This window comes from Flavobacterium sp. HJJ, from assembly GCF_015351475.1.
GTDB classification, from domain to species: Bacteria; Bacteroidota; Bacteroidia; order Flavobacteriales; family Flavobacteriaceae; genus Flavobacterium; species Flavobacterium marginilacus.
This window is the reverse complement of the sequence record NZ_JADKPR010000002.1, coordinates 325,729-344,568: the sequence shown is the minus strand read 5'-3', so window position 1 is coordinate 344,568 and position 18,840 is coordinate 325,729. Positions and strand designations below refer to the sequence as shown.

General features: G+C 35.0%; 19 protein-coding genes. 13 read left to right on the top strand and 6 right to left on the bottom strand.

Annotated elements, in window-relative coordinates:
- The first annotated feature begins 71 nt into the window (after nucleotides 1-71).
- The 10 genes from IRZ80_RS21190 to IRZ80_RS03255 all read left to right on the top strand — a co-directional run bounded on the left by IRZ80_RS21190 (nucleotide 72) and on the right by IRZ80_RS03255 (nucleotide 9,639).
- A complete protein-coding gene (locus IRZ80_RS21190) occupies nucleotides 72-491 on the top strand; it encodes a T9SS type A sorting domain-containing protein (RefSeq protein WP_194640129.1) in 420 nt (139 codons plus the stop codon).
- A gap of 269 nt (nucleotides 492-760) precedes the next feature.
- Nucleotides 761-1,627 (top strand): tetratricopeptide repeat protein, encoded by an 867-nt coding sequence (locus tag IRZ80_RS03295; protein WP_194640128.1) that lies wholly within the window; start codon nucleotides 761-763, stop codon nucleotides 1,625-1,627.
- A gap of 127 nt (nucleotides 1,628-1,754) precedes the next feature.
- Nucleotides 1,755-2,882, top strand: a complete 1,128-nt coding sequence (locus tag IRZ80_RS03290) for a methionine aminotransferase (RefSeq protein ID WP_194640127.1) — start codon at nucleotides 1,755-1,757, stop codon at nucleotides 2,880-2,882.
- A 339-nt stretch (nucleotides 2,883-3,221) separates the two neighbouring features.
- Nucleotides 3,222-4,103, top strand: a complete 882-nt coding sequence (locus IRZ80_RS03285; protein WP_194640126.1) for an SDR family oxidoreductase — start codon at nucleotides 3,222-3,224, stop codon at nucleotides 4,101-4,103.
- A gap of 225 nt (nucleotides 4,104-4,328) precedes the next feature.
- Nucleotides 4,329-5,096, top strand: a complete 768-nt coding sequence (locus IRZ80_RS03280; RefSeq protein ID WP_194640125.1) for a ParA family protein — start codon at nucleotides 4,329-4,331, stop codon at nucleotides 5,094-5,096.
- 4 nt (nucleotides 5,097-5,100) lie between these two features.
- A complete protein-coding gene (locus IRZ80_RS03275) occupies nucleotides 5,101-6,000 on the top strand; it encodes a ParB/RepB/Spo0J family partition protein (RefSeq protein WP_194640124.1) in 900 nt (299 codons plus the stop codon).
- Nucleotides 6,000-6,560 (top strand): DUF5683 domain-containing protein, encoded by a 561-nt coding sequence (locus IRZ80_RS03270; protein ID WP_194640123.1) that lies wholly within the window; start codon nucleotides 6,000-6,002, stop codon nucleotides 6,558-6,560. The genes IRZ80_RS03275 and IRZ80_RS03270 overlap by 1 nt, the downstream gene beginning before the upstream one ends.
- Nucleotides 6,561-6,608: 48 nt before the next feature.
- The gene (gene dapB / locus IRZ80_RS03265; protein ID WP_194640122.1) at nucleotides 6,609-7,307 is read left to right on the top strand and encodes a 4-hydroxy-tetrahydrodipicolinate reductase; all 699 of its coding nucleotides are present in this window, start codon (nucleotides 6,609-6,611) and stop codon (nucleotides 7,305-7,307) included.
- A 70-nt stretch (nucleotides 7,308-7,377) separates the two neighbouring features.
- Nucleotides 7,378-8,940: a signal peptidase I gene (gene lepB, locus IRZ80_RS03260; protein WP_194640121.1), complete on the top strand. Its 1,563-nt coding sequence runs from the start codon at nucleotides 7,378-7,380 to the stop codon at nucleotides 8,938-8,940.
- A gap of 78 nt (nucleotides 8,941-9,018) precedes the next feature.
- A complete protein-coding gene (locus IRZ80_RS03255) occupies nucleotides 9,019-9,639 on the top strand; it encodes a WbqC family protein (RefSeq protein ID WP_194640120.1) in 621 nt (206 codons plus the stop codon).
- Between the two features lie 74 nt (nucleotides 9,640-9,713).
- Here the strand turns inward: IRZ80_RS03255 and IRZ80_RS03250 are convergent, their stop codons facing one another.
- The 6 genes from IRZ80_RS03250 to IRZ80_RS03225 form a co-directional block, all read right to left on the bottom strand.
- Nucleotides 9,714-10,760, bottom strand: coding sequence for an endonuclease/exonuclease/phosphatase family protein (locus tag IRZ80_RS03250; RefSeq protein ID WP_194640119.1), 1,047 nt, complete (start codon nucleotides 10,758-10,760; stop codon nucleotides 9,714-9,716).
- A gap of 72 nt (nucleotides 10,761-10,832) precedes the next feature.
- Nucleotides 10,833-11,693: a rhomboid family intramembrane serine protease gene (locus tag IRZ80_RS03245; protein WP_194640118.1), complete on the bottom strand. Its 861-nt coding sequence runs from the start codon at nucleotides 11,691-11,693 to the stop codon at nucleotides 10,833-10,835.
- Between the two features lie 69 nt (nucleotides 11,694-11,762).
- The gene (locus IRZ80_RS03240; RefSeq protein WP_194640117.1) at nucleotides 11,763-12,575 is read right to left on the bottom strand and encodes a rhomboid family intramembrane serine protease; all 813 of its coding nucleotides are present in this window, start codon (nucleotides 12,573-12,575) and stop codon (nucleotides 11,763-11,765) included.
- Nucleotides 12,572-14,467 carry a DNA mismatch repair endonuclease MutL gene (mutL, locus tag IRZ80_RS03235; protein ID WP_194640116.1) on the bottom strand — a complete coding sequence of 632 codons (1,896 nt, stop codon included), beginning with the start codon at nucleotides 14,465-14,467 and terminating at the stop codon, nucleotides 12,572-12,574. Before mutL ends, IRZ80_RS03240 begins: the two co-directional genes overlap by 4 nt.
- 267 nt (nucleotides 14,468-14,734) lie before the next feature.
- Nucleotides 14,735-15,307, bottom strand: a complete 573-nt coding sequence (gene ribH, locus IRZ80_RS03230) for a 6,7-dimethyl-8-ribityllumazine synthase (protein ID WP_194640115.1) — start codon at nucleotides 15,305-15,307, stop codon at nucleotides 14,735-14,737.
- Between the two features lie 69 nt (nucleotides 15,308-15,376).
- On the bottom strand, nucleotides 15,377-16,153 hold the full coding sequence (locus IRZ80_RS03225) for a tetratricopeptide repeat protein (RefSeq protein WP_194640114.1): 777 nt from the start codon (nucleotides 16,151-16,153) through the stop codon (nucleotides 15,377-15,379).
- A gap of 480 nt (nucleotides 16,154-16,633) precedes the next feature.
- Between IRZ80_RS03225 and recF the strand changes: the two genes are divergently transcribed.
- The 3 genes from recF to IRZ80_RS20895 all read left to right on the top strand — a co-directional run bounded on the left by recF (nucleotide 16,634) and on the right by IRZ80_RS20895 (nucleotide 18,792).
- Nucleotides 16,634-17,713, top strand: coding sequence for a DNA replication/repair protein RecF (gene recF, locus IRZ80_RS03220; protein ID WP_194640113.1), 1,080 nt, complete (start codon nucleotides 16,634-16,636; stop codon nucleotides 17,711-17,713).
- 75 nt (nucleotides 17,714-17,788) lie between these two features.
- A complete protein-coding gene (locus IRZ80_RS20900; protein ID WP_228520785.1) occupies nucleotides 17,789-18,205 on the top strand; it encodes a DUF1016 N-terminal domain-containing protein in 417 nt (138 codons plus the stop codon).
- Nucleotides 18,206-18,336: 131 nt separating this feature from the next.
- Nucleotides 18,337-18,792 (top strand): PDDEXK nuclease domain-containing protein, encoded by a 456-nt coding sequence (locus tag IRZ80_RS20895; protein WP_228520784.1) that lies wholly within the window; start codon nucleotides 18,337-18,339, stop codon nucleotides 18,790-18,792.
- The last annotated feature ends 48 nt before the right edge of the window (nucleotides 18,793-18,840 follow it).

Here is an 18,840-nt window from a genome sequence, read left to right as displayed (position 1 = left end):
ACGCAGCTAATTGCAGAAATAAGCTGGCCTTTTTTATGCTCTTGAGCTATCCGTAACGTGCTATTACAGCAGTGTTATACCATTTAGATATATACGACAGTCTAAATGGTATAACTTCTACAGCCAATATAGCTTCCTATATACCAAATTCAAATTGTGGCGCCGGTGCCACCTTAAATGTTACTGCTGCAGGCATCATATCAACGAGCTGCACTAATTTAGGTATTGAAGATCAGACTTTAAATGAAAATATAAAACTGTATCCTACAATCACTGATACTGTTTTGAACATTAATTTATCCGATTCAATTTCAGGAGAAGCTGTTATAACTGTCTACACTATTACTGGAGAAAAAGTTATCTCTTCCTCGAAAAGCGTATCTCCCAATGAAAAATTATCTCTTAATGTAGCCAGCTTATCCAAAGGCATTTATTTATGCAATCTTAAAACAGATAGTTTTTCAACTACTTATAAATTCATAAAGCAATAATTTTCAACTGAAAAAACACAAAACAGCTCTAAAATTTCAGAGCTGTTTTTATATTATATCATTTCAAAATAATTAAACTCCCTCTTAAATCAAAATTTGGGCATGCAAACCCGCAGAAAATCTAGTGCAAGACAAAAAGTCTATTTTAACGCAATAGGTTTTTATTTTTTGAAAAAACAATTAGCCAGCCAGAAAGGGCATAATACAATTTTTCTTAATTTTGAAAATAAAAACACATTAAGTCTTCCTTTTAAAATCAGCAAATAACTATGAAAATCTTCATTTTAATTATAAGTTTATTTACAAGCATTTGCTGTACAGCTCAAGACAAATTAGATTTCAATTTAAAACCTATTGACTGCGAAGATAAGTGGGTTGTCTTTCCCTCCGACTTATCCGGTTCCTACAGCTATGGCTTTGTGTATATGGATAATCAGACAGGCTTAACTTTCGATTTTGCCGGTACCTTCAAAATAAACAGCAGCGGAAAATTTCTTATTAGCAAAAAAGAAGCAGATAGGACTATGAAATTCCGATTACAGCCCAACAAATCATTAGTAGCAATCATTCCCGAATCTTATTTTGCCGAATTTGATATTTCAAAAACTCCCGATTGGCTCAAAGCTTATCAAGAAAGCGAAAACGCAGCCGATAAATTATTCAGATGGGCCATTACTTATAACATATGGAATGAATGCGCCAAAGGATTAACTTACCTGGAAAAAGTAAAAACCATCGACCCAAATTACAAAGGCCTTAAAACCGAGATTGCCTTTTCATACAATTGTCAAAAACAATATGGAAACGCCATTACTGTTTTGAAAGAAGCTATTAAACAAACACCGGACGATGCATATGCCTACAAACAATTACTTTACTCCCAAGTATATAACAACCAGCTCCCTGATGCAATAAAAACCTATTATAAAATAGAAAAAGACATAACCGACAAAACTTATAAGTCTGAAAACGCATTCAATATTTTATGCGCCTTCTACAGCCAGAATAACTTAAAAAAATTCAACGAGTGGTTAAACCTCACTCAAGTTGACAAAGATGAACGCTTCAAACCTTATATCGAAAAATTTAAACAGGATTTGGAAAAGATGAATCAAGGGACTCCTCAAAAACCATGATCAATCCCATTCTATATTCTCACTAAATTATCCATCAAAATCCCTCATCGTCATTTAGACAAATTGGCATTAGTATAATTTGGTTTTAAAAACCACTTTCATATAACTGAATAAATTCATCTATCACATGAGTAAATTACCAAATGTAACGACCAGTATTTTTACCGTAATGTCAAAAATGGCGTCAGAGCATAATGCAATCAATCTTTCGCAGGGATTTCCAAACTTTCCCGTTGACGAAAGACTTACCCAAATCGTTTCGAGACTGGCAAATGAGGATGTCCACCAATACACGCCCATGTCGGGATATCCGCCTTTACTAAGCAAAATCACCGCATTAATAAAATCATCATACAGCAGGAACATCATTCCCGAAACCGAACTGCTCGTGACAGCCGGAGCTACTCAAGCCATATTCACTACATTGCTGGCTTTGCTGAAACCAAATAACGAAGTAATCATTCTTGACCCGAGCTACGATTGTTACGAAGCACCAATTTTACTAAGCGAGGCAAAACCCGTTCGGGTGGCACTCAATAACGACTACACGCCTAATTGGGATAAGATTGCCGATGCTTTTTCCGAAAAAACAAAAATGATTATCATCAATAATCCACACAATCCAACAGGTAAAATCCTAAATAAATCCGATTTTGAAAATTTGGAAATCCTTTTAGAAAAACACCCAAATGTATTACTGCTCTCGGATGAAGTTTATGAATACATTACTTTTGAAGATAAACATATTTCGACCCACACCCGTACAAAACTCCTTGACCGCTGTATCACGGTTTCCTCATTTGGAAAATCATTTCATGTAACAGGCTGGAAAATTGGTTATCTCGTCGCTCCCATTCATTTAATGAAAGAAATCAAAAAAGTGCATCAATTTCTGGTCTTTAGTGTAAACAGCATTTGTCAAATAGCTGTTTCAGAATATTTAGACTGTGTCAATATAAACGAAATCAGCACATTCTATCAGGAAAAACGAGATTATTTCAGATCATTATTAAAAAACAGCCGATTCGAATTAATGCCCTGCGAAGGAACTTATTTCCAAGTAGCATCGTATGCTAATATTTCGAATGAAAATGACGTAGATTTTTGCAAACGATTAATAACGGATTACGGTGTGGCTGCCATTCCTATATCTACTTTTTATGAAAATGGGAAAGATTTAAAACTAATACGATTCTGTTTTGCTAAAGACGATTTCACACTAGAAGAAGCATCAAGAAGATTGTGTACCATTTAAAAATAGCTACTAAATATCTAAGTCTTTGATAATAAACACCCTAAACTTAACCACACAGTATCTCAGAAAATTAGCCTTTCTCAAATTAATTCACGGCATTTGCTTTTAAAAATTTTTGACACGAATTACACGAATTTGCACGAATTAAGATTGCTATTCAATTACACAAAATCTCCTAAGCTGTAAAAATTTGTAAAATTTGGTTTCAATTTTGGTAAAAATTAGTATTAATTGGTGAGATTCGTGTTTATCTTTTTTTTCAATGCAAATGCTTTAAAATTAATTATGCATGCATACTATTTTATTTTATTATATTTACAATTCAAAATATAAAAAATTATGAGTTATACCGATAAAATGTTAAGAGACGATGCTTTACAAGGCAAAGTAATAGTAGTTACAGGAGGCGGAAGCGGTTTAGGAAAAGCGATGACCAAATATTTCTTAGAATTAGGAGCAAAAGTTGCCATTACTTCAAGAGATTTAGACAAACTGAAAAGTACTGCACAAGAATTGGAAACTCAAACAGGAGGAACTTGTCTCCCTTTGCAGTGTGACGTACGTCATTATGAAGAAGTAGAAAATATGCTTCAGGAAGTATTGAAAGCTTTTAACAGAGTTGATGTATTGCTAAACAATGCGGCTGGAAATTTCATTTCGCCAACAGAGCGTTTATCAGCCAATGCTTTTGACACTGTAATCGACATTGTTTTGAAGGGAACCAAAAACTGTACACTTGCTTTTGGAAAACACTGGATTGATACCAAACAAACTTCGGCAACAGTTTTAAATATCGTTACAACTTATTCTTGGACAGGTTCTGCATATGTGGTTCCCAGCGCAACTGCCAAAGCAGGAGTTTTAGCCATGACGAGAAGTCTAGCTGTAGAATGGGCAAAATACGGCATCCGTACCAATGCTATTGCTCCCGGTCCATTTCCTACCAAAGGAGCCTGGGATCGATTATTACCTGGAGATCTGGCCGAGAAATTTGATATGGCCAAAAAAGTCCCGCTAAAAAGAGTCGGCGATCATCAGGAATTAGCCAATTTAGCGGCTTATTTAGTTTCTGATTTTTCAGCCTATGTAAATGGTGAAGTAATTGTTATTGATGGCGGCGAATGGCTAAAAGGTGCCGGACAATTTAATTTATTGGAAGCAATTCCTGAAGAACTTTGGGATCAGTTAGAAATGATGATTAAAGCTAAAAAAAATCGTTAGTATCTAAAATTATTCTTACTTTTTAAAGCAAATAAATAAAATATAACACCAAAAGAGAGCTAATACAGTTCTCTTTTTTGTTCCTCCAAACACAAAAACAGTAGAGAATACATGAAATTATCGAGATATTAAAAGAAGTCTTAAAACTATTTCTTTTTGTTAACAAAATAGATTTTCAAAACCCATAAATAATTGTATTTTTACCGTTCAAAATTTAGAAAATAAATGGGCAAAATCATAGCGATTGCGAATCAAAAAGGGGGGGTTGGAAAGACAACAACCTCTATTAACCTAGCTGCTTCACTTGGTGTATTAGAAAAAAAAGTATTACTAATCGATGCTGATCCACAGGCAAATGCCACATCTGGATTAGGAATTGATGTCGAAACAGTTGAAATTGGGACCTATCAAATTCTCGAACACAGCCACACACCGCTGGAGGCTGTAATAAAATGTTCCTCTCCAAATGTTGATTTAATTCCTGCACATATCGATCTTGTTGCGATTGAAATCGAACTGGTGGATAAAGAAAACAGAGAATATATGCTCAAAACTGCATTGGAAAACGTAAAAGAGCAATACGATTATATCCTGATTGACTGTGCACCGTCTCTTGGACTTTTGACCTTAAACGCCTTAACTGCTGCAGATTCAGTTGTTATTCCAATTCAATGCGAATATTTTGCATTAGAAGGTTTAGGAAAATTATTGAATACAATAAAAAGTATTCAAAAAATACACAATCCTGATCTGGATATTGAAGGCTTATTATTGACTATGTTTGATTCCAGACTGCGTTTATCCAATCAGGTTGTAGAAGAAGTTCAAAAACACTTTAATGATATGGTTTTTGAAACCGTGATACAACGAAATGTAAAACTGAGTGAAGCACCAAGTTTTGGCGAAAGCATCATCAACTATGACGCAACAAGCAAAGGAGCGGTAAATTATATTCATTTAGCTCAAGAAATCATAAAGAAAAACATTAAATAGCTGTATGTCAAAAGCAATAAAAAAACAAGCCTTAGGTAGAGGTTTATCTGCATTATTAAAAGATCCTGAAAACGATATTCAATCGGTGGAAGATAAAAATGCAGATAAAGTTGTCGGGAATATTATAGAGCTTGAAATTGATGCTATAGAAATAAATCCATTTCAGCCCCGAAGTAATTTCAACGAGGAATCATTACGCGAACTAGCCACTTCCATCAAGGAATTAGGGGTAATTCAGCCTATTACTGTCCGTAAATTAGACTTTAACAAATACCAATTAATTTCTGGAGAACGCCGTCTGCGTGCTTCAGCATTAATTGGACTTACATCTGTACCTGCATATATCCGTATTGCAAACGATAATGATTCCCTAGTTATGGCCTTGGTTGAAAACATTCAGCGTCATGACTTGGATCCAATAGAGATTGCGCTATCATACCAAAGACTTATTGACGAAATTCAGTTAACTCAAGAACAGATGAGCGAAAGAGTAGGTAAAAAACGCTCTACCATTGCCAATTATTTAAGACTTTTAAAATTAGATCCAATCATTCAGACTGGAATTCGTGACGGTTTTATCAGTATGGGTCATGGCCGTGCTATCATCAACATTGACGATCATGATGTACAGACGGATATTTACCAAAAAATAGTAAGCCAAAATCTTTCAGTAAGAGAAACGGAGACTTTGGTAAAGAATTACCATGAAAGTTTAAAACCAAAGCCTGCTATCCCTGCGAAAATAGCATCTTTTGAAATTAACGACGAAGATGTGAGCACTTTCAACAAATATTTTGGAACAAAAATTGATGTGAAAGTAGCTGGAAATGGTAAAGGAAAAATCACTATACCTTTTCATTCAGAGGAGGACTTCAACAGGATTATAAAATTAATAGAAGGGTAGTGAATAAAATCATTTCCATAGGGTTATTGCTTTTTCTCATAGGAAACGCTTCGGTTTTTGCACAAGCAAAAACCGAAACTGTTTTAAAGCCTAAAGACACTTTAAAATCAATAGACATAGATCCTTTGACACCAGCAAAGGCAGCCTTTTATTCAGCTATATTACCCGGATTAGGCCAGGCATACAATAAAAAATACTGGAAAATACCCTTAGTTTATGGAGCAATGGGCACCAGTTTATATTTATATGCCGACAACAAAAAGAAGTACCACGAATACCGCGATGCTTACAAAAGCCGCCTAGCTGGAAATCCCGATCCCTATTATGCCAAATTTAGCGACAAATCATTAATTTCTGCACAAGAATTTTACCAAAGAAACGCTTCTTTATCAGGACTTTTTGTAATTGGCTTTTATGTACTAAATATTATTGATGCCAATGTAGATGCAGCATTAATCCAATTTAATGTTAATCAGACTTTATCTATAAGACCAGAAATAACTCCTGATGCTGTAACATTCAAATCAAATTTAGGACTAACACTTAATTATCGTTTTTAGATTCAAAATTTATTTTGTCTCTTTATAAAAATTAAAAAAATATACATAATGAAAATTGCGCTTTTAGGATACGGAAAAATGGGACAGGTGATTGAAAGAATTGCTTTAGAAAGAGGTCATGAAATTGTTTTAAAGAAAGATGAATTCAATACATATGACGGACTGTCAACTGCCGATGTCGCTATAGATTTCAGCGTACCGACAGCTGCCGTAAGCAATATCTCCAGCTGTTTTAACGCTAATGTTCCTGTGGTTTCAGGCACAACCGGCTGGCTGGAGCATTATGACGAAATGATTGCTCTTTGTTCCGAAAAAAATGGAGGATTTATATCAAGTTCAAATTTCAGCCTTGGCGTTAATTTATTCTTCGAATTCAATGAATATTTAGCCAAGATCATGTCAAAATTCGACCATTACAAAGTAGACATGGAAGAAATCCATCATGATCAAAAACTAGATGCTCCAAGCGGAACAGCAATTTCACTAGCCAAAGGTGTTATTAAAAACAGCAGTTATTCCAATTGGACATTGGACAAACCAAAAGAAAATGAAATTCACATTGAAGCCATAAGAACCGGAACAGTACCCGGAACACACACAGTCACTTATAACTCTGAAGTAGACTCTATCGAAATAAAACATACCGCTCATAATCGAGAAGGTTTTGCCCTTGGAGCTGTAATCGCTGCTGAATGGCTTGCTGGAAAGCATGGCGTATTCACCATGAAAGATGTACTAAATGCATAAACAACAATCATAGAATAGAATTTCACCCTCAAATCTAATCTTCTATTTTAACAATAAACTTTTTCAAATTATGACACTAAATCATTGGATTTTATTTTTCTTCGCTGTTCAGGTTATTCATTTTTTAGGAACTTGGAAATTATATGAAAGTGCTGGGAGAAAACGCTGGGAAGCTGCCATTCCAGTTTACAATGCTATTGTTCTAATGAAAATAATCGGACGTCCAACGTGGTGGACTATATTACTTTTCATCCCAATTATTAATTTGATAATGTTTCCTGTTATCTGGGTGGAAACTATTCGCAGTTTTGGCAAAAAAAACACTCTAGACACCCTGATTGTAATTGCGACTTTAGGATTTTATATCTTTTACCTTAATTACACACAATCATTAACATACATAGCTGACAGAAATGCAGATCCAGAGCATAAAGCTGCCGACACAATCAGCTCATTACTATTTGCTGTCATTGTAGCCACAATTGTGCACACGTACTTTATCCAGCCATACACCATTCCTACTTCATCATTAGAGAAATCATTATTAGTAGGAGACTTTTTATTTGTAAGTAAAATGAATTATGGAGCCAGAGTTCCAATGACCACTGTTGCAATGCCTATGGTACATGACACCATCCCTTTGACTAAGCAGAAATCATATTTGAACTGGCCTCAATTACCTTATCTTAGACTTCCTGGCATACAAAATATTAACCGTACAGATATTGTTGTTTTTAACTGGCCGGCAGATACTGTATATAAATTTAGAGACCACTCTGGACTAAGAGCAGACAAACCTATTGATAAAAAATCAAATTATGTAAAAAGATGTGTAGGCATTCCTGGTGATAGTTTATCAATAAAAGACGGATTAGTATATATTAACGGAAAAGAACTGGCTTTACCTGAACGCGCAAAACCTCAGTATTCATACAAAGTAATTTTAGATGGTAAAACACCTATAGACTTTGAATATCTTTTCAAAGATATGGATATCACTGACGGCGGTTATTTCTTAAATCAGCAGACTAGAGACACATTAGTTATAAGTGCATTAACATCTGCCGGAGCTGAAAGATTAAAAAACATACCTGGTATAAAAGGTGTAAACAGAATTATTTATAAAAATGCTGACAGCGGAATTTTTCCACATACTAAACAATGGAGCCAAGATAACTTTGGACCAATTTATATCCCTCAAAAAGGAAAAACAGTTGCATTAACATTAGAGTCTTTACCTTTTTACAAAACCATCATCACTGATTATGAGAAAAACGACCTGAAAGTGAATGGCAATGAAATCATAATTAATGGCAAAGCGGCTACAACATATACTTTTGGTCAAAACTACTATTGGATGATGGGAGACAACCGCCATAACTCTGAAGACAGCCGTTATTGGGGTTACGTTCCGGAAAACCACATTGTTGGTAAGCCAATATTCATTTGGATGAGTATCGATGGCATTAACGGTCCAAAAAGCAATTGGAAAATCCGCTGGGACAGAGTATTTACAACTGTTGACGGTGAAGGGCAGCCACAATCCTATTTTAAAATATTCCTGATTGCACTTGCTGCCTTTTTTGTTGGTGAATATTTTTGGAAAAAAAGAAAAGCTAAAACAAATAGTTAAAAAAGTTTCAGGTTTCAAGTTTCAGGCATCAGCCTAAACTTGAAACCTTATATCTGAATCTTGAAACTTTAAAAAAAAATGAAAACATTACTGCATCCATCTTATTTTCCATCCATAAGCAATTTAGCCGCTATGGCGCAGTCAGACAGTATCACGTTTGAAATGGAAGATAATTTCCAAAAGCAGACCAATCGAAACAGAACATATATTTATAGCCCAAATGGTATTCAGCTATTGAATATCCCTGTAAAACATTCTAATTTAAGTCATCAGAAAACAAAAGATATTAAGATTGAACAGGAATTTGACTGGCAAAAACAACATTTTAAATCTCTGGAAGCCGCTTACAGAAGTTCTCCTTTTTTTGAATATTTTGAAGATGATCTGATTCCAATTTTTCAAAAAAAACACACTTTTTTGATGGATTTAAATTTCGAGGCATTGGAAATAACCTGTAAATGCCTGCGGATGAAATTAGAATTTGACACAACAGCTGAATATTTTCATAAAATAGATAATCAGCAGATTACTGATTTCCGCTATTTAGTAAATGGCAAAAAAGACCATTCAGTTTTCGAACCTTACCCTCAAGTCTTTGATGATAAACATGGTTTTTTGAACAATTTAAGTGTTCTTGATTTATTATTCAATGAAGGAAAATTTGCGATGGATTATTTAAAAAATCAGATTCTTATCTGATAAATTCTACTTCTTTTTGAAGATTTACAAGACACACACAGAGATATCAAAATATTCAAAAAAAGTCTAAATTACTATTCCATCGATAGTTTTGCCATGATTGGAAAATGATCCGAATTTTGAAAATCAGAAAAACTTTCAAACTGTTTCACTTCCATACTTTCATCAGCAAAAATATAATCTATTCGAGCCGGATAATATTTAAATTTATAAGTCGCCCCAAACCCTTTGCCAGCTTCTTCAAAGCTGTCTTTTAATTTTCCTTTTATATTGCGGTATACGTATGAAAAAGCACTATTATTCATATCGCCGCAGATAATAATCGGATATTTACAGTCTTTCACGTGCTCTTTAAAAATAGCCGCTTGTTCCTGTTGCTGCTTAAAAGCTTTGCTGATTCTGATATAAAGATATTTAGATTTTTGCTGATCAATTACATCAATATTTTCCGAAATCTCACCTACTTCCGGTGAAATTTTTATAGACTGCAAATGCATATTATACACCCTTATAATGTCTTTCCCTTTCTTAATATCAGCAAAAACAACATTATTGTTCGAACGAGGAAATACTATCAGTCCCTGATCAATAATAGGAAACTTAGAGAATATTGCCTGACCGGTTTTAATTTGCTTACCCTCCATCAAAACATACTTGTAAGGATACACTTTTAGGTCAATATCTGCAGAATTTGAAAACTCCTGAATACATAATATATCAGGGTTCTGAGTATTGATAAATTCTAAAATAGTGTCTGGAATATCGTCGCGGTCAAGCCATTTAAACACATTAAACAGTCTCACATTATAACTCATAACAGTAAAATCCTTGTCGCTTTCCTGAAAATCTTTGGCTGAAAATTTATAAAACTTATTAAAAAAAGTAATCCCAACCAGCAGAACTATACCAGACAAAATCATTCGTTTTTTAAACTGAATTGCCCAGTACAAAAAGAACAATCCATTGGAAAGAAAAACCAATGGCATAAACAAAGTTAACACCGATAAAACGGGAAAGATTTTTGGTGCCAAAAAAGGAAGCAGATAAGCAATGAATGTTAGCACTATAAGTACTAAATTCAAAAGAAACATTCCTTTATTAAACCATGAAAGGTTCTTCATTTTTTAATGTATTTTGAACTTTTGCAAACTGAAAGTTCTCGATTTACACTTCAATAATTAGATAAATTTAGGTTATTTTCCGGCTTGAAACAAGAATTCTTTTTCTTCTTGATTCAGACTGTCATAACCAGACTGGCTGATTTTATCCAAAATCTCGTCAATCTGCTGCTGTTTTTTATCTTTTACGACTATTTTAGAAATCGGTTTTTCAGCTGGTTTTTTATAATTTTTATGTACTTTTTTGAAAGGCGTAGTAGGCTTTTTAAAAAGATTAGCAAAGAAATCCAAAACCGCAGTTACTATCTTACTCAAATCAATTCCATTTTGCAGTAACTTCACATATATAAAACCAAAAAGAGCCCCAGACAAGTGTGAAATATGCCCTCCTGAATTTCCTAAGCGAAACTGCATTAAATCCAAAACAACAATTACTGCTGTAACATGCCATAATTTGACATTACCAATCAATAACAGCCTCACATCCATCAAAGGATTATATGTTGTTGCGACCATTAAAATTGCCATAATTGCTGCAGACGCTCCAACAATTACACCGCTGTAATGCATTAAATTAAAACACAAAGCAAATATCAGCCCTGAAAAAATGGCTCCCAAAATATATACTCCTAAATACTGCTTGGAGGAGAAAAATGTCAAAAATAAGTAGCTCGAAAAATTCAGCACAATCATGTTAAAAATCAAATGCAAAGGACCGTCATGAAGAAAGGCATACGTTAAAAAAGTCCAAGGCTTTAGCACAAAAACAGATGGTTCTGATGACAAAGCAATCCAATTGGGAAAAATAAATCCTCCTGAACTGAACTGATAGAAAAAAATCAGCGAAACCAAAAAACAGCCCACATTCCAATAGATCATTTTCATGGCGATTCCGCCTAATCTGTATTGCATTTTCAAATCGTCTAAAATGTTCATACTTTAAATTATTCGGTTACACAGTTTCAGTTATAAAATCTTTTGAATATTCTTTTTAAATTTGAAAAATTAGTCCCAGCGATTATTATTAAACTGGTTTTTTCTCCAGTACCACATCATAAGATAGCCTGTTAAAGCTCCGCCGACATGAGCAAAATGAGCTATTCCAGTACTGCCTGCGCCAAAAATAGACTGCCCTTTAAAACCTAAAAACAAATCAATTGCCAATATTCCTGGCACAAAATATTTAGCTTTAATAGGAATTGGGATAAACATCAAAGCTAATTCAGCATTTGGAAACATACAAGCAAAAGCTACCAATAAACCATAAATCGCTCCCGATGCACCAACAACTACTCCTTTTGAAAGCATTGATGCATTAACAATAGTATTGAATTGCTCTTGAGTACAGTGCACTCTTTCTAATATTGAATTTATTTCGCCAGGCATCATTTTACCATTTGCATCAAATAACGCACTATAATCAGCATTTAGCAATTGATGTATTTCTGAATTTGATAAATTCAAACTGGAAACTTCAGACAATAAAGAATGAATTTCAAAATAATTAACTCCAGAATGAAGCAATGCAGCTCCTAATCCGCAAGAGATATAAAAGAAAATAAATTTTCTGCCTCCCCAAAAATGTTCCAAAGCACTGCCAAAAGAATAAAGTGCAAACATATTAAACAAAATATGTGCAACATTAGGAAAAGGTGCATGCATAAACATATGCGTAATCAGCTGCCAGCCTTTAAAATTATCGCTCTCAGGATAATAAAGAGCAAAAAGATCATATGTTACCGGCACTAATTGCGAACCAATAAAAAAGATAATATTAATAATCAGTAGTTGTTTTACAACCGGGGTAATATTCATCATAACGCAAATTTTTTATCTAAATCTTCCACACGCATCGTGATGAAAGTTGGTTTTTGAAATGGGGAAACATTCGGATCCTTGCAGGCAAAAAGACCATTCACTAAATTCTCCTGCTCTTTCTCGGTCAAATAAGCACCTGTTTTGATAGCAAGGCTTTTGGCCATTGATTTGGCAATAGTATCATTTTGACTGAAACTGTTCTCTGGAATTCCATTATGCAGATCACTTAAAAGCTGATCCAAAACTGCCGCTACATCGCTCTCAGTACTATTCACGGGAATGCCCGAAATCACGATATGATCTGTATTCGATTCTTCAAAAACAAATCCCGTATTGACCAGTGACTGCTGGAGTTCGGCTATAAGTTCCATTTCTTGTGCTGAATAAAACAAATTAATAGGAAACAGCAATTGCTGGCTCGATGCGTGCTGCACTGTCATATTAACTAAAAACTGTTCGTACAGAATACGCTGATGTGCCCTGCTCTGATCCACAATAACCATACCTGACTTAATAGGAGAAACAATATATTTTTTATGAATCTGATACGTTTTATGAACTGTCTGCTCCACTTCCTCATCATCAAATAGAGATGAAGTTACCTCTTCGTTTTCAAACGTAAATTCACTACTCGCAAAACCTGAATCACTTTCGCTTGACTCAAAAGAATCATCGCCGGAAATAACTTCTGTATCGTGTTTAACTCCTACATACAGACTTTCCCAGCTGGCTGCTGACTCCGGCTTTTTATAAGCTGGCGAAAAACTCTTTGCAGGTTTGTCTTCTGCAAAAGGATTAAAAGTACGATCAACCTGAATAGTTGGCACTTCGGCCTCCAGATTTTTATAATGGTAAGGCGTGTCCAAATTGGCATCCCTTTCAAAATCCAGAACAGGAGCTACATTAAACTGCCCTAAACTATGCTTAATCGAAGCTCTTAAAATAGCATACATCGCACTTTCATTGTCGAATTTAATTTCCGTTTTCGTAGGATGAATATTGATATCGATAGTATTCGGCGGTACCGTTAAATACAGATAATAGCTTGGCTGGGAACCGTCTTTCAAAATACCTTCATAAGCAGCCATAACCGCATGATGCAGGTATGGACTTTTTATAAAACGGTCATTAACAAAGAAAAACTGCTCTCCCCTATTCTTTTTGGCAAATTCAGGCTTGCTCACAAAACCCTGAATATTCATCATCTCGGTATCTTCCATAACGGGAACCAGTTTCTCATTGGTTTTTCCGCCAAAAAAATTAACGATCCGCTGTCTTAAACTCGACGGAGGCAGATTATACATATCGCTTCCGTTATGATAAAACGTAAAATGAATTTTTGGGTGTGCCAGAGCCACGCGCTGAAATTCATCAATAATATGGCGGTATTCTACCGTATCCGATTTTAGGAAATTACGGCGGGCCGGAATATTAAAAAATAAATTTTTGACTGCAAATGAAGTTCCTTTGGGCAAAACAGCCACATCCTGAGAAATAAACTTACTCCCTTCAATAATAATATGAGTTCCCAGTTCTTCCTGCTCCAATTTAGTTTTCATTTCCATATGCGCAATCGCGGCTATGGATGCCAAAGCTTCACCTCGAAACCCTTTGGTATGCAGTGAAAATAAATCTTCGGCCTGGCGGATTTTGGAAGTAGCATGGCGCTCAAAACACAAACGCGCATCGGTCACGTTCATTCCTGAACCATTATCAATGACCTGTACCAGTGATTTTCCGGCGTCTTTTATAATCAATTTAATGTCGGTCGCTTTTGCATCCACCGCATTTTCCAACAGCTCTTTTACTACCGAAGCGGGTCTTTGCACCACTTCACCAGCGGCAATTTGATTAGCAACATGATCGGGAAGCAATTGAATTATACTCGACATTGAAAGATTTTAGATTGTAGATTAATGATTTCAGATTTCTGACAAAAAAATCAAAAGAAATACAAATTTAAGGAATTTCTATTGGGTTTTATCTTTTTGGCACTCATAAAAAAAACCAAAAAAACCGCAGCAATTCTAAATAACTTTTCATCAAGACTATACCTTATCAACTCTTTATAAAAAATAAAAAAACCTATACCGTTCCATGAACAATATAGGTTTGTATTAGTTATTTAAAATTAGCTAACAGCTAATCCAAAGAAAAAGTTATTCTTCTATCTGCAAAGGCAGATTGTCGATTCTCAAAGCGCCGGAAGACAATAAATGCTGGTCGTCAATTCTATGACTTAACGAAGCCTGCTGACGGATATAAGCCATTTTTATCGCTGCAACAGCCGCTTCTGTACCTTTGTTTCCGTGAATACCGCCGCTTCTGTCAATAGACTGCTGCATCGTATTATCTGTCAATACACAAAAAATAACCGGAATATCAGTCTGAACATTCAAATCCTTAATCCCCTGCGTCACTCCTTCACATACAAAATCAAAATGTTTTGTCTGTCCCTGAATTACACATCCAATAGCAATTACAGCGTCTACATTCTGTGTCTGCAGCATTTTTTTGGAACCATAAATCAGCTCAAAACTTCCGGGAACATTCCAGCGGATAATGTTATGAGGAAGAACTTCATTTTCAAGCAATGCAGTAAGTGCTCCATTATAAAGTCCCTCAGTGATATTATCATTCCATTCTGAAACAACAATCCCAAAGCGAAAGTCTTTCGCGTTTGGGATTGTGTTTTTATCGTAATCGGATAAATTTTTATTTACGGTAGCCATATTATTTAAGATTGCAGATTGCAGATTTAAGATTGCAGATAGACTGCTATCTGAAAACTGCCGTCTAGATTACTGTGACAAACCTATCAAACCATCAACTGTAGCAGCTTCTGGCGAGTTTTCATAATTTTCTTTAATATCTGTAAAATATTTCAAAGCATCTGCTTTATTTCCTAGCGCCAATGCTACTTTACCTGCTTTCATCAGGAAACGCGGCGTTGTGAAATCATTTTTACTAGCTTCAAAAGCTTTGATATAATTTTCTAAAGCTTCTTTTGGCTGATTTTTTTGAGAATAAGCATCGCCAATAGCTCCTTTTGCCAAAGCACTAAGCATCACATCACTTGAACTGAATTTACCCAAAAAACTAATCGCTTCATCATATTTACCCGTATTCAAGTAAGCAATACCAGCATAATAGTTAGCTAAATTCCCAGCAGCAGTTCCAGAATATTCATCAGCAATTTTTACAAAACCAAATTTTCCTTCAGAACCGTTCAATGCCAATTTGTACAATGAATCGCTTGCCACACCATTAACAGCTTTCTCAAAGTTAGACTGAGCAACAAACATTTCGTTAGCAGCATCGTCTTCTTTAGGATTAGAAATGAATTTTTGATAAGCAAAATATCCAACGGTTATCAATGTGATAGCTCCAACAACCCCAATTATAATTTTTTGATTCTTAGCAACCCAGTCTTCTGTCTTAGAAGCCGTCTCATCTAATTTCGAAAAAACCTCAGCCGTAGCACTGTCTTTTTCGTCAATGATTACATTTTCAACTGCATCGTCTTTTACTTCCTTTTCTTTTGGTGCTTTATATCCTCTTTTATTGTAAGTAGCCATTTAAAAATTTAATTTAGTGAACGGCAAAAATAAAATTTTTATTGTAATGCACGTAAAAAAAATCGATTTTATATTAAAAATTGAAAAAAAATATTCTCATCGCAATTTTCATCCAAAAAACCACCCCAATAATCCAAATAATAAGGGCGTGCCCCCATTGAAAAAAGAGGTTTACTTATGGTAATGATTACACAGCCCCTTTCCTCAACTCGGTCGGGCTATCCATGCTGCTTCGGCAGCTTATTCCTAATCCCTCACCGAGCGAGCGGACGTGACAGAAAAATCTAGATTGCAGACAGAAGAATTTAGTTTTTAGGAAGTTAATACAGTACAGCATCAAATCTTAAATCAAAAATCGCTAATCGAAAATCTTAAATCAATTCCCTCTTTAAATATCTCGATAATTTTCGATAATTTGCGCCCTCTAAGAAACCATCCAAAAAAAGGCTTCAAAGGCAAAAATTCCAGTAAGACATTCAGATGTATTTAAAAAAAATATCCTTATTCAATTACAAAAACTTTTCCGAAGCCAATTTCGAATTTGACGGCAAAATCAATTGTTTTGTAGGCAAAAACGGCATCGGAAAAACAAACGTACTGGATGCCATTTATCATTTGTCTTACGGAAAAAGCTATTTCAATCCGCTTGCCGTTCAAAACATCAAGCACGGCGAAGAATTTTTCGTGATTGACGCTGAGTTCGAAAAAAACGAAAGAACCGAACAGATTGTATGCAGTCTCAAAAAAGGCCAGAAAAAAGTCCTCAAACGCAACGGAAAAGCCTACGATAAATTCTCGGATCACATCGGTTTTATTCCACTAGTTATTATCTCGCCTGCCGACAGAGATTTAATCGTTGAAGGAAGCGAAACCCGCAGAAAGTTTATGGACAGCGTAATATCCCAATTGGATCCGCACTACCTGCAGCAGCTCATTCAGTACCAAAAAGTAATGAGCCAGCGCAACGCCCTGCTGAAATACTTTGCCCTGAACCACACTTACGACAACGACACCTTGTCTATATATAATGAACAGCTAACCGAATTTGGCCAATCCATTTTCGAAAAAAGAAAAGCATTCATAGCCGAGTTTATTCCTATTTTCAACTTTCATCATCACAACATCACAGGCTCAGAGGAATCGGTTCAAATCATTTACGAAAGTCATTTATTCGAAAATGATTTATTGACGCTATTGCAGCAAAGCATCAGCAAAGACCGGATACTGCAATACACGAGCATGGGAGTCCACAAGGATGATCTTTCTTTTGAAATTGACAATCATCCCATCAAGAAATTCGGTTCCCAAGGCCAGCAGAAATCATTTTTGATAGCCTTAAAACTCGCTCAGTTCGAATTCCTGAAAAAACAAAGCGGTGTAAAACCCATTCTGCTTTTTGATGACATCTTCGACAAACTCGACGAAACCCGCGTTTCCAAAATCATCGAAATGGTAAACAATGATACTTTTGGACAGCTTTTCATCTCCGACACTCACCCTGAACGTACAGAAGCCATTGTAAAATCGACGATGCAGAGTTATACGATTTTTAATTTGTGATTGAAAATTTAGAAAAAAATTGGTATATTAGAGTTACCCTTAAGAAAGAAAATACTGCAATTACAAAATACAGCTATGGATAAAACAATAGTATATAATGAAATTTTAAACAGTTGCATTTCTCAAATAAATACAGCCAGAAAAAATATTGCCATCAAAATAAATCAAGGAACTATTTCAGTATATTGGAATATTGGTCAATTACTCTCCGAAAAAGTGCAGGCATCATCCTATGGCAATAATATAATTTTAAAACTATCTGCAGATCTTAAAAAAGAGTTCCCTGAAATAGGGCTATCACCACGAAATTTGTGGAATATGAAGAAGTTTTATGATCGGTTTTATAATGCAAATGAAAAACTGCAACGCAGCGTTGCAGTTTTGCCTTGGCGTCATATTTTACTTATAATAAGCAAAACAAACTCTGACGAAGAAGCTTTGTTTTACGCATCAAAAACAGTGGGAATGCTTGGACGAGAGATATTTTACTAAACTATATCAAAGCCAAAGCCTATCTTCAAGAAAATACAATTGAAAAAAGTCATAATTTTAAAGAAACATTACCCGAAAATATAGCAGAATATGCAAACGAAATACTAAAAAGCAGTTACAATTTAGGTTTCTTGGGCATTACAAAAAGCCTAAAAGAACGAGAATTGGAAAATCGGCTAGTCGAAAAAATAAAACAATTTATTTTAGAACTCGGCAAAGGTTTTTCATTTATTGGCAATCAATATCGTTTGGAATATAATGAGAAAGAATATTTTGTAGATATGCTATTCTTTCATCGGGACTTGAAATCACTTGTAGCCATTGAACTAAAAATTGGTGAATTTCAACCTGAATATATCGGAAAAATGAATTTCTATTTAACCCTGCTAGACAAATTTGAACGAAAAACTGATGAAAATCAGCCCATCGGAATTATTTTGTGTGCCGACAAAAATCATCTAGATGTAGAAATTGCACTCCAAGACATCAACAAACCGATTGGCGTAGCTGAATATCAGTTATTATTGCCCAAAAACCAATTGGAAGAATTAATCAAAAAAGAATTGGAACAGAAAGAAAACAACTAATTCAGAGCTTCGCTATTTTCAATTTGTGATTTGAGATTCCTTAAAGAT